This window comes from Kribbella sandramycini (assembly GCF_013131805.1).
Lineage (GTDB): Bacteria > Actinomycetota > Actinomycetes > Propionibacteriales > Kribbellaceae > Kribbella > Kribbella sandramycini.
Window position 1 is genome coordinate 257,039 of record NZ_JABJRC010000002.1, and the last position, 14,830, is coordinate 271,868.

The window sequence follows — 14,830 nt, forward strand, 5'->3', positions numbered from 1 at the left end:
CTGCGTAGTCGGCGGATAGCTTTTCGCCACCGATCCTGTTCCGTCCCATCAGGAGGACCTGTTATGACGTTCAACTCGCAGCTGCGCTGGGGAGCGGTGCTGTTTTCCGGCGCTCTCGCCGCCGCGATCGCCGTCCCGGCGACGGCCGCCAAGGCCCCGCAGCCGGACCTGACGCAGGCCGTGTCCGCGAAGGTCGGCGCCGCGAAGTCCAAGACGGCCGCCAGCACCGGAGTCCAGGTCAACGTGACCCGTGGCGCCGGCACCGACACCGTCTTCGGTACGACGGTGGCCACGGTCGCCAACGGCGAGGACACCCACCCCGAGGGCTGGTTGTTCGCGGCCCGGTTGGTCAATGGCAAGTGGCAGGTCGGGCTGGAAGGGGAGCAGGCCTTCACCGACCTGACCGCCGCTTCGCCGGTCGTCTCGGCGAAGGAGAAGCAGCTGTTCGGCCGGTCGGCGTTCGCGCCGCAGGCGGCCGGCGGCGACTACCGGACCGGCATGCGGCTCCCGTACGCGGTCGGTACGTCGTGGAGCATGCCGGGTGGGGCACACGGCTGGGCCGGCTCCGATACGCCGTACAGCGCGATCGACCTGGCCGGCGGCAACGGCCAGGTGCTCGCGGCGCGCGGGGGCACGGCGTACACGATGTGCGGTAACGGCAAGGGCTGGATCCGCGTCATCCACGACCGTGGCTACGCGACCGACTACTACCACCTGCACGGCAACATCGCGGCCAACGGGCTGTCGGTCAGCGAGGGCACGTTCCTCGGCAACATCGGTACCGATGTCTCCTGCGGCGGGTCCGCGAGCGGTGCGCACGTGCACTTCGCGCTGCGCCAGAACAGCGCCTACGTCGGCATCGCGGGCCACAACGTCGGCGGCTGGGTCTTCCAGAACTCCTCGGCGTACAACGGCACCGCGCTGCACGGCAGCACCGTCCGCAGCCCGGGCCAGCAGCTCCACAACTACGGCGCCCTCGGCTTCACCCAGGGCATCATCGACTCCTTCGGCGGCGGCACCGTCAACAAGCGCACCGGCCCCGGCACCAACTACGCCCTCGCCGGCTCCATCGCCGACGCCACCACCGTCAACATCTCCTGCTCCAAGGCCGGCACCTCCCACACCGGCCGCTGGGGCACCAGCAACCTCTGGAACCGCCTCAGCGACGGCACCTGGGTCTCCGACGCCTTCATGTGGACCGGCCTCTCCACCCCCGTGAACGGCACCTGCCCGTAACCCACCCCAGTCGTGGCCGGGGTGCCCCCAGCACCCCGGCCACTTACGCGTCATCCCAAGTGACTACCGCCCCGGATTGGTCTAAGACCTCGGTATGACATCGGCTCCCGCCGGGGGTTGATGGAACCAGCGCCTGGTTTTTCTAAGTTCGTGGATGGCAGATGCCGGGCGGACGAGGAAAGGGCGCGTGAGGTGCAGGGGACCACAGCTGCGGGGGCGGAAGAGCGCCGGGTCGCGTGGGCGGATGTTGCCAAGGGCGTGTGTATTTTGCTGGTGGTGCTGTGGCATGTGCTGATGAAGCACTATCTGCAGATCGATTGGCAGATCAAGAGTCCGGTGCAGGGGGCGTGGGGTGCGCTGGGGGAGCAGTTGCTGCCGCTGCGGATGCCGTTGTTCTTCGCGGTGTCGGGGTTCTTCGCGGTGCGGGCGGTGCAGCGGCCGTGGCCGGTGCTGGCGCGGACGAAGGTGGCGAAGTTCTTCTACCTGTACGCGTTGTGGCTGGTCATCCACACCGTCGTCCTCGCCTTCGTGCCGGACTTCGGCACCGAGCGGGCGGACGGGCCGCTGAAGTTCCTGGCCCAGTTGACGATCACGCCGTCCAACTTGTGGTATCTGTCCGCGCTCGCGCTCTACTTCGTGATCGCGAAGGCCGTGCAGCGGGTGCCGGTGTGGGCGGTGCTGGGGGCTGCCTTCGCCTTGTCCGCAACGGCTTCGGCCGGTTTGCTCGACGTCCCGGGGAACCGCGGCGGCGTCTACCAGAACCTGCTGTTCTTCCTGGCCGGCCTGTACGGCAAGAGCCTGATCGAGGAGCTGGCCGCGCGGGCGAGCTGGCGACGGCTGCTCCTGCTGGGAGTCCCGTACGCCGGGCTGCTCGCCGTGGTCGAGCTCTTCGACGCCAAGACCTGGTTCGGGTTGTGGCCGGTCGTGAGCGGCGTCGCGATCGTGCTCGGCGTCACGGCCGCCGGGTTGCTGGCCCGGGTCGAGTGGCTGAGCAACGGGCTGGCGAGTATCGGCCGCCGGACGCTGCCGATCTACGTGCTGCACATGCCGCTGCTGGCGCTCGTCCACCTCGCGCTGATCAAGCCGCTGTCGGCGGCGGGCCCGGCGACCCAGTGGATCGTGTCGGTCGCCGAGCCCGTCGTCCTGACGGCGTTCCTGGCCTGGCTGTGCCTGGTGCTCTACCGCTACCTGCCGAAGGCGCTGTTCGAGCTGCCCTTCGGGCTCGGCGTCAGCCGCAGTGTTGCGCCTTCTCATCGGCGGACATCGCCGCTGTCTTCGCGGTGATCTGACCGGCGGCGTCCTTCACGGGCGCCGTCGCGTCGAACTCCTGGTACCAGATGTAGTGGTCGTAGTACTTGTCCGGGAAGTGCATCTCGTACTTCCCGTGCACCTTCTCCATCTCGGTGCTGCGCTCGATCCAGCCCTTCTCACCAGCCGGGACGTCGACGTTGCTGTCCTGGCCGAAGGTGTTCGAGGTCTCCCAGGTGTGCGAGTACGACGTCTCGATCGACACCTTGAACACCTCGGAGAACCCGTACTCGGCCGAGAGTGAGACGCCGAAGCTGTTCGACTCCCCGGTCGTCTCCGACCATTTGATCGTGCTGCGCTGCGGCGTACCGGTGCAGTTGTAGTAGGTGTCGCCGACCTGGTGGACGTCGCCGCGGAAGCGCTCCGGCGCGCCGGACGGGTGGAACACGCAGGTGTCGGTGCCGTTGTTGCATTTGTCGAGCAGCTCGCGCCCGGTCGGGCCGTCGGCGAAGGCCGGGGCGGCGGTCAGCGTGCCGGCCGCGAGGACTGCGGCACCGGCGAGGATTGCGAGACGTTTCGGCATGGCGGTGCTCCTCACTGGTCAGCTGAACCCGACCGATTTGGTCCGGTCGTCCATCATCGATCCCACCCAGGCGGTGTTCTGTGTGAACGGGCCGTCCCGGTCGCCGTTCAGCTCCGGCTCGGGGTAGAGCCAGATCTTGCAGTTCGCCCACGGCTGGACCGAGCTGATCCGGTTCTCCCAGCCCTCGATCGTGTTCGTCTGATAATTGATCACGCCGTCCGAGCCGTCGCACAGGCCGGCGCCGACCACCGTCCAGCTGGCGCCGCCGAAATCGCGATTGTCGAAGAATGTTCCCTGAATTACCTCGCCGGCCGCCCGGATATCCTTTGCGAGCGCCGCTCGCCCGGCCGCATCCGGCACCTGCGCCGGGGCGCCAGTGACCTTTCCGTGCGTCGCCGCGCCGATCGCCGCGGTGAACGTCGCGAAACACGTCGTCCGGCCGGTGGTCATATCCTGCACGCAATGCTCGCCGCCGGGCGGCGCCGCCTGAGCCGGCGACACCACCCCGGCCAGGCCCAGCACAGCGACCACACCCAATGCCCTCACGGTCATTTCCCTCATCTCCCGAAGTGTCGTTCGAATCGCTCGATGACAATTCGGGACGCTAGCGAGAGCGTTCTCACGCAGCAATACCTGAGCGCCCGGATAACAATTGCTAGATGCCGCTGAAATGCAGCTGAGATCTTGCGCAAAAGCGCATACGAACGACCGCGCTGGGTATCGCGCGGGCGCGATCAGTCGAAGTCGAAGACCGAGTTGCGGTCGTAGAAGTGCAGCACGTAGCGGCAGTTGTCGCAGATCAGCAGCGTCATGCGGTGCGACGTGAACCCCCAGGCCGAGTCCTGGCGGGACTCCTCCTGGGAGAACGTCGTACAGCTGCAGAGCGGGCAAGCGAGCGAAGGCTGGTTCGTCATGCCACCTACGACGTACGAACACCCCGCCCGGTGCCGTCCCGTTTGCCTAGCCCGCCCACCACCCGTTTGCCTAGCCCGCCCACCACCCCGCGGGAGGGCCCACCGCAGGCGCCTGGCCCTCCCGCCGTTTGCCTAGCCGGCCCACGAAACGGGGGGGTGACGCGGCCGGGAACGGCCGGGCGGCGCCGGTGGGCGGTGCCGCCCGCGCGTTTGGCTGGCCGGCCCATCGGGTGGCGGGTGGGCCAGTGGCAGGCGGTGGGCCCTCCCACCGTTTGCCTGGCCGGCCCACGAAACGGGGGTGTCAGCGGAGGGGGTGGAAGGCGGTGCGGAGTTCGGTGGTGAAGAGGTGGGGTTCTTCCCAGGCGGCGAAGTGGCCGCCGCGGGTGGGTTTGTTGTAGTAGGCGAGGGTTGGGTAGATGTTGCGGACCCAGGTGCGGGGGGCTTGGAAGATCTCGCCGGGGAAGGCGCTGAAGGCTACTGGGAGGGTGACCGGGGGAGGGGGTGGGTTGGTCGCGCGGGCGCGGGCGCTTTCCCAGTAGATGCGGGCGGAGGAGGCGCCGGTGCCGGTGAGCCAGTAGAGGGTGATGTTGTCGAGGATGTGGTCGCGAGTGAGGTTGCCGGCCGGGTGGTTGTGCACGAAGGCGCGCGCGATCTTGTCATAGCTGTCGGTGTCGTGGTCGAGCATCCAGGCGGCCAGCGCGACGGGGGAGTCGAGGAGGGCGTAGCCGATGGTCTGCGGGCGGGTGGTCTGCTCGATGCGGTAGCCGTTGCCGGTGGCATTGAATTCGGCGACGGCCGCGGCCGCGGCGCGCTCCTCGGCAGTGTCGGTCGGCTGACCACCAGGGGCCAGGGCCGCGCCGAGCAGATTCAGGTGGACGCCGAGCAATCCGTCGGGCGCCTGGCGAGCGAGGTTGTCGGTGACGGCGGAGCCGACGTCGCCGCCCTGGGCGACGTACCGGTCGTACCCGAGCAGGCGCATCAGCTGGTGCCAGGCCCGCGCGGTGCGACCCGGATCCCAGCCGATCTCGGTCGGCTGCGCGGAGAAGCCGTACCCGGGGATCGACGGCAGCACCAGGTGGAACGCATCCGCCGCCCGGCCGCCGTACGCCGTCGGGTTCGTCAGCGGCCCGACCGTCTCGAGCAGCTCGACGAACGAGCCCGGCCAGCCGTGCGTCATGATCAGCGGCAGCGCATCCGGATGCGGCGACCGGACATGGACGAAGTGGATGTCGACGCCGTCGATCTCGGTCAGGTACTGCGGGAACTTCCGCAGCTTCGCCTCGAACCGCCGCCAGTCGTACTTCGTCGCCCAGTAGCGCGCCAGCGCCTTCGTGGTCGCCAACTGCACCCCCTGCGACCGATCGGCCACCAACTCACCCGTCGGCCAACTCACCGCCCGCACCCGCCGGCGCAGATCCGCCAGCCGCTGCTGCGGGACGTCGACCCGGAACGGCCGGATCTCCGACCCGCCCGAAGCCGGTACGGCGGCCACCGTCTCCGCCGCGGTCAGCCCGACCCCGGCGAGCCCAGCCGCCACTCCTCCCTGCAACACCCGACGCCGCGTTGGCCCGAACTCCCCAGTCGATGAGCGCACCGAACTTCCTCTCCCAAGCTGTCCGCTGTCCCTCCGAGCCTGCGCGCCACGCCGATCCCTCGCACCTGGGTAACTCCCTGGCCTCCCCAGCACCTATGCCATTTGTAGGAAAATTGCGTGATTGAGTTGAACTATTGCGTCGACTTAGCTCCTTCCTTAAGGTGTGCGCACCTCCTCCGCCCCAAGGAAGGCGCTGCTCATGCACGCACGCCCACACCCCCTCCGCTGGGCCGCGCTCGCGGCCGTGGCGATCACCGGCGCCGGGCTCACCGCCCCACCGGTCCACGCGGCGCCGGCCGCGATCCAGGCCGCCGGCGCCGCCCTGCCGTTCACGATCCTGGAAGCCGAGAACGCCACCACCAACGGCAGCAAGATCGGCCCCAGTTACGCGCAGGGTACCCTCGCCGCCGAGGCCTCGAACCGCCAGGCCGTCACCCTGAACGGTGGCCAGTACGTCGAGTTCAGCGCGCCCGGTACGACGAACGCGATCAACGTCGCCTACTCGATCCCGGACGGCCGGACCGGCACCCTCGCGGTCTACGTGAACGGCCAGAAACTCTCGCAGCCCCTGGCCGTGACGGCGAAGTACAGCTACGTCGACACCGGCTGGATCGCCGGCTCGCGGACCCACAAGCTCTACGACCACAGCCGCCTGCTGCTCGGCCAGACCGTGAACGCCGGCGCCAAGATCAAACTGCAGGTGGACGGCGAGAACACCGCCGGCCCGTACACCATCGACGACGTCGAGTTCGAGAACGTGGCCGGTCCCGCCGGGCAGCCTGGTGGCTCGATCTCGATCACCGACCGCGGCGCCGACCCGAACGGCAACAACGACTCCACCGGCGCGATCCAGAGCGCCATCGACAGTGCCCGCGGTGCTGGTGGCACCGTGTGGATCCCGGCCGGGCGCTTCCGGGTCGGCGGCACGATCAACCCGGACGGCGTCACGCTGCGCGGCGCCGGCCGCTGGTATTCGACCCTGCTCAGCCATCACCTGATCGACCGCCCGAACGGCGGCGGCAACGTGCGCCTGCAAGACTTCGCGGTGATCGGCGAGGTGACCGAACGCAACGACCAGTCGCCGGACAACTTCGTCAACGGCAGCCTCGGCCCGGACTCGGTCGTCTCCGGCCTGTGGCTGCAGCACCTCAAGGTCGGCCTCTGGCTGACCGGGAACAACGACAACCTGATCGTCGAGAACAACCGGTTCTACGACATGACCGCCGACGGCCTGAACCTGAACGGCACCGCGCTCAACGTCCAGGTGCGGAACAACTACCTGCGCAACCAGGGTGACGACGCGCTGGCGGCCTGGTCCCTGCACGCCGCGAACCGGAGCAGCACGTTCGCGAACAACACGATCGTCCAGCCCAACCTGGCGAACGGGATCGCGATCTACGGCGGCACCGACATGACGGTGCGGGACAACCTGATCTCCGACACCAACGCGCTCGGCGGCGGGATCGCGATCTCCAACCAGTCGTTCGGCTCGCCGTTCTTCCCGCTCGCGGGCACCATCACCGTCTCCGGCAACACGCTGATCCGGACCGGCGCGATGAACCCGAACTGGGGCCAGAACCACCCGCACGGCGCGATCCGGGTCGACGCCTACGACAGCCCGATCAACGCCCAGGTCCGGTTGCTGAACAACCGGCTCGTGGCCAGCCCGTGGTCGGCGTACCAGTTCGTGGACGGCGGCGGCGCCGGGCGCGCGGTGCAGAACGTCACCGTCGACGGCGGCACGATCGAGGGCGCGGGCACGTTCGCGTTCCAGGCCGAGACGACCGGGTCGGCGTCCGTCAGCAATGTCGTTGCCAGCGGCATCGGCCGGGCCGGCGTCTACAACTGCGGCTACCCGAGCGGCACCCTGAACCTCAGTCGCGGCCCCGGGACCAGCGGCTGGGAGACGACCTGGAGCGGCTGTAACTGGGTCGAGCCGGGTAACGGTACGCCGACGCCCGGTGGCAACCTCGCGGCCGGCCGCCCGGCGACCGCGACCAGCACCACCCAGAACTACACCGCCGCCAACACCGTCGACGGCAATGCGTCCAGCTACTGGGAGAGCGCGAACAACGCCTGGCCCCAGTCGCTGACCGTGGATCTCGGCAGCAACCAGAACGTCAAACGCTTGGAGCTCAAACTCCCCGCCAACTGGGGCAGCCGCGCCCAGACCATCCAGGTCCTCGGCAGCACCGACAACTCCACCTTCACCCAACTGGCGGCCCCCGCCGCCCGCACCTTCGCCCCCAACGCCACCATCACCCTCCCCAGCACCGCCAACACCCGCTGGGTCCGCCTCACCTTCACCGCCAACACCGGCTGGCCCGCCGGCCAACTCTCCGAACTCGAGATCTACGCCGGCTGATGCCCGGCCGCCTCCGCGTCCCGCGCGCGGAGGCGGCGCACCGGGTGGGTGAGCATATGCCGGTGATATGCGGTGGCTCGTAGCATCGGGGTATGCGGGTGCTGATCGTGGAGGACGAGCCGGAGATGGCGACGGCGATTCGGGACGGGTTGCGTCTGGAGGCCATCGCGGCGGATGTGGCGGGGGACGGGAACGCCGCGCTGGAGCTGCTGAGTATCAACTCGTACGACATCGCCGTCCTGGATCGCGATATCCCGGGGCCGTCGGGGGACGAGGTGGCCGCGCGGATCGTTGCCTCGGGCAGCGGGATGCCGATCCTGATGCTGACCGCGGCGGATCGGCTCGACGACAAGGCGTCCGGGTTCGAGCTGGGCGCGGACGACTATCTGACCAAGCCGTTCGCGATGCAGGAGCTGATCCTCCGGTTGCGTGCGCTGGACCGGCGGCGGGCGCACAATCGCCCGCCGGTGCGGGAGATCGCCGGGCTGCGGCTCGATCCGTTCCGCCGCGAGGTCTACCGCGACGGCAAATACGTCGCCCTGACGCGCAAGCAGTTCGCGGTCCTGGAGGTGCTGGTCGCGGCCGAGGGCGGGGTGATCAGCGCGGAGGAGTTGCTGGCCCGCGCCTGGGACGAGAACGCCGACCCGTTCACCAACGCCGTCCGGATCACGGTGTCGTCGCTGCGCAAGCGGCTCGGTGAGCCGTGGCTGATCGCGACCGTGCCCGGGTTCGGCTATCGGATCGATCCCGGCGGCGAGGATGGATAACTCGCCCGGCCTGAGCGCCCGGCTCCGGCTGACCCTCAGTTACGCGAGCCTGGTGATGGTGGCCGGCACGCTGGTCCTCGCGGCCATCGCGCTGGCGCTGCGGCTCACCCCACAGGACGGGCTCGTGATCACCGTCAAATACTCGTACTACGAAGGCCTGTTGCGCAGGTTCGCCCCGGCCGCGGGGCTGACCCTGATCGGCCTGCTGATCTTCGGGCTGGTGGTCGGCTGGTTCCTGGCCGGCTGGATGCTCGCACCGCTCGCGCTGATCACCAAGGCGACCCGGCTGGCCGCTACCGGCTCGCTCTCGCACCGGATCCAGCTGCGTGACCGGCATGACGAGTTCCGCGAGCTCGCCGACTCCTTCGACGGCATGCTCGAACAGATCGAGGCGCACGTCGCTGAACAACGCCGGTTCGCCGCCAACGCCTCGCACGAGCTGCGGACGCCGCTGGCCATCACCCAAGCCATGCTGGACGTCGCCCGCAAGGACCCGAACCGCGCCGCCGACGACCTGGTCGACCGGCTGCACGCGGTCAACGCCCGGGCGATCGACCTCACCGAGGCGCTGCTCCTGCTCGGCCGCACCGACCAGCAGCGCCTCAGCCTCGAGGACGTCGACCTGTCGCTGCTCGCCGAGGACGCCACCGAAACCCTGCTCCCACTCGCCGACAAACGCGGCGTGACCCTCGAAGTTCGCGGCGAGGCCGCTTGGACGACGGGTTCGCGGGCGCTGCTGCTGCAGCTGACCACGAACCTCGTCCACAACGCCATCGTGCACAACCTGCCCACCGGCGGCTCGGTGCAACTCGTCACCGCCGTCGACCCCAAGTCGGTGACGCTGACCGTGCAGAACACCGGCGAACAGCTCGCGCCTGAGCTCGTCTCGACCCTCACCGAACCCTTCCAGCGCGGCACCAGGCGAGTCCGCGCCGACCAGGCCGGCGTCGGCCTCGGCCTGGCGATCGTCAAGAGCATCACCCAGGCCCACCGCGGCACCTTGACCATCACGCCCGACTTCGACGGCGGCCTGCACGTCACCGTCCGGCTGCCCCGAGCGCGCTGAGGTCCCGCCGGAACCGGGAGGAGCTCCCGGCCTGATCCACGTATCCGTGGGCGAGGTAGAAGGCATGCGCCGCGCGACGGTGGTCCGAGCTGCTGACCTCCATCCGGTCACAGCCGCGCTCGGCCGCGAACCTCTCGGCCGCCGCGACCAACTGTCCGCCGATGCCCTGACCGCGGGTCTCGGCGGCCACCACCAGAGCGACCATCCGGCCCCAGAAGCCGGCTCGTTCGAAGTACGGGCAGACGTGCACGGCAACGACGCCGAGAAGGTTGCCATCGGCATCGGCCACGTACGCCGCGCTGGCCGGATCGTCGGCCCAGAAGCGAATCCGGGCCGTGGTGCCGGCAACGTCGTCCTGCAGATAGCCCAGCTGGCCGAGCAGTTCGTTGACCGCCGCGGCGTCGCTGGGAGCTACGGGTCTGATCTGCACCTGCACTCCTGTCAGATGATGGGGAAGTCGAAGTAGCGGCTCGGGTAGGGCTCGTCGGCGAGTGTGTAGTGCCACCATTCGGCGTCGTACCGGCGGAAGCCGGCGGCCTCCATGATCGAGCAGAGGTGCTGCCGGTTCCGGGTCGCGAGCGGGCTGACGCCGGGTGCGCCGTGGTGCGAGATCGCGTCCATCAGGTCGTGGTCACCGCCCATCGCGGCCCGCTCCCCGGTATCCAGGTGGTAAAGAGTCAGATCGACCGTGCTGCCGCGGCTGTGGCCGGATTTGGCCGCCACGTAGCCCTGCTCGAACATCTCGGTGCGCCGGATGTTCGGGTAGTGCCGGGGTTTGGTCCGGCCGTCCTCGGGCTGCTCGGACCAGCGCAGGAAGTTGTCGACCGCGCGCTGCGGCCGGTACCCGTCCCACAGCAGCAGGCCGAAGCCGAGCCCCGCGGCCTTGCGGCGCGCCTGCTCCAGAGCCGAGCACAGCGCCGTCGTACCGACGATGCGGTTCACCAGGTAGCCGTCGACGGGCCGGCCGGTGAAGTTGTCCCAGGTCGCGTACTTCGAGTCCCAGCGGATGCCGGGCACCAGTTGGTCGACGAAGACGAAGTCGTCGTTCATCGGCGGTCCCCGGGCAGTGCCGTCGCGACCAACCGGTCGATCAGGTCGGCGCGGGTGACGCCGGCGGCGTCCATCATCCGCGGGTAGCGGCTGTATGACGTCATCCCGGGGAAGGTGTTCACCTCGTTCAGCACCACGCTGCCGTCGTCGGTCAGGAACAGGTCCACCCGGGCCAGGCCGGTGCAGCCGAGCGCGCGGTAGATCGTCTTCGCCGTCTCCTGGACGAGCGTGCGCGCCGCGGCCGGGATGTCGGCCGGCACGATCGGCGTCGAGTTGTCCGAGCCGCTCTCCGGCGTACTCTCCTGGTGGATCTTGAAGAAGCCGTGGGTCAGCGCGATGTGATCGACCTCGCCCGCGAACAGTTCGTCGTTCCCGAGGATCGCGCAGCCGATCTCCCGCCCGGCGACGGCCTCTTCGATCAGCACTTTCGCGTCGTACTGACGGGCCGCCGCGATCGCCCCGGCCAGCTCGGCGCGGGACTCGACCTTGCTGACCCCGAACGACGAGCCGGAGCCGGCCGGTTTCACGAAGACCGGATACGGCAGAGCGCCGGGATCGACCGGCTCGCGCTCGGTGTCGATCCAGAACAGCGGTGTCGCGATCCCCGCGTTGCGCACCACCAGGTAGGCGAGCGTCTTGTCCATGCAGAGCGCGGAGCTGGCGACGCCGCAGCCGACATAGGGCAGCCCGGCGAGCTCGAGCAGCCCCTGGATCGCGCCGTCCTCACCGAGTCTGCCGTGCAGCACCGGCAGGACGACATCGAGCTCGACGGTCTCGTACTTGCCGTCGCTGAGGACGATCAGCCCTGGTACGCCTCGGCTCGGCGACAGGACCACCGGCTGGTGGTTCTGCTGTTCCCAGTCGGTACTCGGATACCCACAGAGTCTCCATTCGCCGTCCTTGGTGATACCGATGTAGAACGGCTCGTACTTGGCCGGGTCCAGGTGTTTCGCGATCTCCTGCGCGGATTTCACCGAGATCGGATGCTCTTCCGAGCAGCCGCCGAACAGAATGCCGATTCTCATATCCACTCCAGTTTCCTGCGTTCGAATTTCAGGCAGTTCACGACCGAGTTCTCGACGGTGTCGAGCAGCGCCCGGTCGGTGTAGTAGGCGGTGTGCGGGCTGACGATCACGTTCGGCAGCTCCTGCAGCCGCAGCAGGGTGGCGCTCTCGATGGGCCGGTTCCGGCGGTCGGCGTAGAAGACGCCCTCCTCGCCCTCGACGACGTCCAGCGCCGCGCCGCCCAACGCGCCACTCTCCAGCGCGGCGAGCAGCGCCGCGGTCTCGATCAGCGGGCCGCGGCCGGTGTTGACGACCACCGCGCCGGATCGCATTCGCGCGATCCGGTTGGCGTCGAGCAGGTGGCGGGTGTCCGTGGTGAGTGGCGTGTGCAGCGTGACGATGTCGCTCAGCCGGAGCAGCTCGTCGAGGGACACATAGTCCGCGGAGGTGCGGACCTCGCGGTCGTAGGCGAGCGTGCGGCAGCCGAAACCGCGCAGCCGATCGAGGACGGCGGCGCCGATCCGGCCGGTGCCGACCACGCCGACGACGAGGTCGCGCAACTCTCGCCCGCGGGCGTCCGGCAGCCGGTAGTCGTGGGCATCGGTTCGGCGGATGAGAGCCTTACCGCTCCGGATCGCCATCAGCATCAGCATCACCGTGTAGTCGGCGACGCTGTCCGGTGAGTAGGCGACGTTCTCGACCGTGAGGCCGACGCTCTCGGCGTACCGCAGATCGATGTGGTCGTAGCCGATACTGCGGGTCGAGATGTACGCGACGCCCGCCTGTCCGAGCGCACGCAGCGCCGGGTTCGTGATCCGGGTCTTGTGGCCGACGCTGATACAGCGGTTGCCGACCGCCAGCTCGGCCGTGGCCTCGTCGACCGCGGCGGCGGTGATCGCCGGCCGGACGCCGTACCGAGGTGCCAGGTCGCGGAACAGCTCGGCCTCGTCGGGCCCGCAGCCGTAGATGGTCAGTTCCATAGGCCAAGTCAAGAAGGCGTCGCGTTGCAGGCGCGTATCCGGCTTTTCATATGCGTTTGCAACATGAGTCGGACCCTTGCGCCCCTACACTCACCGCATGCCGCAGTACACGAACGATCGGGAGCGGTACGACGCCATCCGCGCGAGCACGGCCGCCAAACTCGGCCGGGCCGAGCTCGGCGTGCTCACCGGCGAGGCCTTGGTGCGCCGGCTGACCGAGGAGGCGCTGGCCGAGTACTACGACGACCAGATCGCGGCCAACTACGTCTGGGACTTCGTCGAGGCCGAGGTTCGCCGGGCGATCGCCGAGGCGTAGCCGATGCCGGAATCTGCCGACGCGGCCGTCGCCGAGATCCTCGTCCGGTACCGGACGCCGGGGGAGCGGATCGCGGCGCTCGGCCGCAGCGCAGAGCTGACGTACGGCGTTGATCCGCGGACCGACGAAGAGGTCGAGATCACCACGGCCGCGGCGTACCTGCAGGCGGCGAAGCAGGGCTGGCGCGCCGAGCTGGCCAGCCGCGCGGCGGGGAACGCGCCGAAGCGGCCGGGCTGGGAGGCCTTCCAGCAGGAGATGGACGCGTTCGCCCCGGAGGATCCGCGCACCGAAGAGGTGTGGTTCCTGCAGGAGAGCCAGGGGTATCAGGTCACCGGGCGGAATCGCGACGAGCTGGCCGCGCTCGGCGCCGCCCGCGAGCAGGTGCCGGCCGACGACCCGCAACAGTTGCTCGGGTTCACCTATCAGCGCGACACGATGTACGCGATCCGGCCCGAGGGCGCGATCTCGCGGCACGTCGGGACATTCGATGCGACGGCTCCGGCCGAGCGCTGGACCGGCGGTGTGGTCCGGGTCCAGGCGGACGGCGAGGAGCTGCGGCTGCGGCTCGACGCGGTGGCCGCGGATGGGGCACTGCGCGGGAGCGTCGTCGAAGGGCCGGTCAGCAATCGCGGGCTCGCGGTCGGCTCGGCGGTCGAGTTGCGGCGCGACGCGAACGGCGTACTGACGATCGACAGCGGCGCCCGGCGCGAGCAGCTCGCGGAGTGGACGGGGTCCTTCGAGACGGCCGGCTATCACCAAGGGCGGACCAGGCTGAACGAAGGCGCGGGGATGCATGTGCCCGGCGCCGGTACGCCGGAGGCTCGGAACCGCGGCGGCCGCTACCCGACCGATGACGCGATGTTCGAGCAGATCCGGGCGCGTTTCCGCAATGTCGACGACCCCGAGCACGGGTACGCGCGGACGCTCGGCCCGGCCCGGACGCCGCTGAACGTCGAGGCGACCGGGTGGGAGATCGTCGTCCCGGCCTATCGGCGGCTCGGCGGCGATGCGTTGTTCTTCGAGGCGGAGCACGCGGAGCGGGCGGCCTACCGGCCGGAGCTGCCGGTGCCGGCCACGGTCGACGTCGAGAATCCGAACTGGTTCAACGAGGTCTCGAACGCGCTACCGGATCGCTTCGTCGGCGGACGGTCGAGCAGCGCGACGCTCTACATGACCGCGGCCACCATGCTGGTGCACGAGGGCAAGCTCTCGCAGGACGAGGCGTCGGAGCTGATGGCCTTCACCGCCGCCGACATGGTGGTGAGCGGCGAGCACAGCCTGCCCGAATGTCTGGCGCCGATGACGATGGCCGCCTCGGCGTCCCAGCCATGGCAGGGCACCGAGCTCAACCTGGCCAAGGAGACGCCCGCGCTGACGACCTGGATGCAGCTGGTCGGGCCGGAGGCCAAGCAGGGGATGCGTGCCGAGACGCAGACGGCGTTGCTGAAGGTGCTGGAGAACCCGGCGCCGGATCCCAAGCTGGTAAGGAACCTGGCCATGGTGCTCAAGGCAACTGAACCGGCGGAGCGCTCGCCGGGCGACGAGCAGTTGGCGCATGCATTCCGGGCCGGGCTGAATCCGGTGGCCGCGAAGCCTCAACAGGTGGCTGCCGCCACGGGCGAACGGCCCCGGACCACGGCCGTCGTCCGGGACGCCGGCCGCGACCGGTAGGGCCCACGCTCTGCGGAGCGCGAGCCCTACCGGTGT

Annotated in this window: 15 protein-coding genes; 7 read left to right on the forward strand and 8 right to left on the reverse strand. The window is 69.4% G+C overall.

Annotated elements, in window-relative coordinates; translation table 11 throughout:
- Positions 1–63 precede the first annotated feature (63 nt).
- Positions 64–1,236 carry a M23 family metallopeptidase gene (locus tag HPO96_RS08885; RefSeq protein WP_171672820.1) on the forward strand — a complete coding sequence of 391 codons (1,173 nt, stop codon included), beginning with the start codon at positions 64–66 and terminating at the stop codon, positions 1,234–1,236.
- 120 nt (positions 1,237–1,356) lie between these two features.
- Positions 1,357–2,520 (forward strand): acyltransferase family protein, encoded by a 1,164-nt coding sequence (locus HPO96_RS08890; RefSeq protein ID WP_272954574.1) that lies wholly within the window; start codon positions 1,357–1,359, stop codon positions 2,518–2,520.
- Here the strand turns inward: HPO96_RS08890 and HPO96_RS08895 are convergent.
- The 4 genes from HPO96_RS08895 to HPO96_RS08910 form a co-directional block, all read right to left on the reverse strand.
- Positions 2,465–3,067 (reverse strand): hypothetical protein, encoded by a 603-nt coding sequence (locus HPO96_RS08895; RefSeq protein WP_171672838.1) that lies wholly within the window; start codon positions 3,065–3,067, stop codon positions 2,465–2,467. The genes HPO96_RS08890 and HPO96_RS08895 overlap by 56 nt on opposite strands.
- Before the next feature lie 18 nt (positions 3,068–3,085).
- Positions 3,086–3,628, reverse strand: a complete 543-nt coding sequence (locus HPO96_RS08900; protein ID WP_171672840.1) for a hypothetical protein — start codon at positions 3,626–3,628, stop codon at positions 3,086–3,088.
- A 173-nt stretch (positions 3,629–3,801) separates the two neighbouring features.
- Positions 3,802–3,981, reverse strand: coding sequence for a hypothetical protein (locus tag HPO96_RS08905; protein WP_171672841.1), 180 nt, complete (start codon positions 3,979–3,981; stop codon positions 3,802–3,804).
- A gap of 301 nt (positions 3,982–4,282) precedes the next feature.
- On the reverse strand, positions 4,283–5,518 hold the full coding sequence (locus HPO96_RS08910) for an epoxide hydrolase family protein (protein WP_337796559.1): 1,236 nt from the start codon (positions 5,516–5,518) through the stop codon (positions 4,283–4,285).
- A gap of 256 nt (positions 5,519–5,774) precedes the next feature.
- Here HPO96_RS08910 and HPO96_RS08915 point away from each other — a divergent pair, with 256 nt between their 5' ends.
- The 3 genes from HPO96_RS08915 (at position 5,775) to HPO96_RS08925 (ending at position 9,773) form a co-directional block, all read left to right on the forward strand.
- Complete coding sequence (locus tag HPO96_RS08915; protein ID WP_171672843.1) at positions 5,775–7,940, forward strand: discoidin domain-containing protein; 2,166 nt, start codon at positions 5,775–5,777, stop codon at positions 7,938–7,940.
- A gap of 92 nt (positions 7,941–8,032) precedes the next feature.
- Positions 8,033–8,707 carry a response regulator transcription factor gene (locus HPO96_RS08920; protein WP_171672844.1) on the forward strand — a complete coding sequence of 225 codons (675 nt, stop codon included), beginning with the start codon at positions 8,033–8,035 and terminating at the stop codon, positions 8,705–8,707.
- On the forward strand, positions 8,700–9,773 hold the full coding sequence (locus HPO96_RS08925; RefSeq protein WP_171672846.1) for a sensor histidine kinase: 1,074 nt from the start codon (positions 8,700–8,702) through the stop codon (positions 9,771–9,773). The genes HPO96_RS08920 and HPO96_RS08925 overlap by 8 nt, the downstream gene beginning before the upstream one ends.
- On the opposite strand, the gene HPO96_RS08930 is transcribed toward HPO96_RS08925, so the two are convergent.
- Genes HPO96_RS08930 through HPO96_RS08945 form a run of 4 tightly spaced genes read right to left on the reverse strand, consistent with a single transcriptional unit; the run spans position 9,745 to position 12,807 of the window.
- Entirely contained in the window at positions 9,745–10,203 is a 459-nt protein-coding gene (locus HPO96_RS08930) for a GNAT family N-acetyltransferase (protein WP_337796560.1), read from the reverse strand. The two genes, HPO96_RS08925 and HPO96_RS08930, sit on opposite strands and share 29 nt — an antisense overlap.
- Positions 10,204–10,214: 11 nt before the next feature.
- Positions 10,215–10,823: a D-Ala-D-Ala dipeptidase VanX gene (vanX, locus tag HPO96_RS08935; RefSeq protein ID WP_171672849.1), complete on the reverse strand. Its 609-nt coding sequence runs from the start codon at positions 10,821–10,823 to the stop codon at positions 10,215–10,217.
- Complete coding sequence (gene vanA, locus HPO96_RS08940) at positions 10,820–11,848, reverse strand: D-alanine--(R)-lactate ligase (RefSeq protein ID WP_171672851.1); 1,029 nt, start codon at positions 11,846–11,848, stop codon at positions 10,820–10,822. Before vanA ends, vanX begins: the two co-directional genes overlap by 4 nt.
- Positions 11,845–12,807 carry a D-isomer specific 2-hydroxyacid dehydrogenase family protein gene (locus HPO96_RS08945; RefSeq protein ID WP_171672853.1) on the reverse strand — a complete coding sequence of 321 codons (963 nt, stop codon included), beginning with the start codon at positions 12,805–12,807 and terminating at the stop codon, positions 11,845–11,847. The genes vanA and HPO96_RS08945 overlap by 4 nt, the downstream gene beginning before the upstream one ends.
- A 97-nt stretch (positions 12,808–12,904) precedes the next feature.
- Between HPO96_RS08945 and HPO96_RS08950 the strand changes: the two genes are divergently transcribed.
- Positions 12,905–13,123 (forward strand): hypothetical protein, encoded by a 219-nt coding sequence (locus HPO96_RS08950; protein ID WP_171672854.1) that lies wholly within the window; start codon positions 12,905–12,907, stop codon positions 13,121–13,123.
- A 3-nt stretch (positions 13,124–13,126) separates the two neighbouring features.
- On the forward strand, positions 13,127–14,794 hold the full coding sequence (locus HPO96_RS08955; RefSeq protein ID WP_171672856.1) for a hypothetical protein: 1,668 nt from the start codon (positions 13,127–13,129) through the stop codon (positions 14,792–14,794).
- Positions 14,795–14,830: the final 36 nt, after the last annotated feature.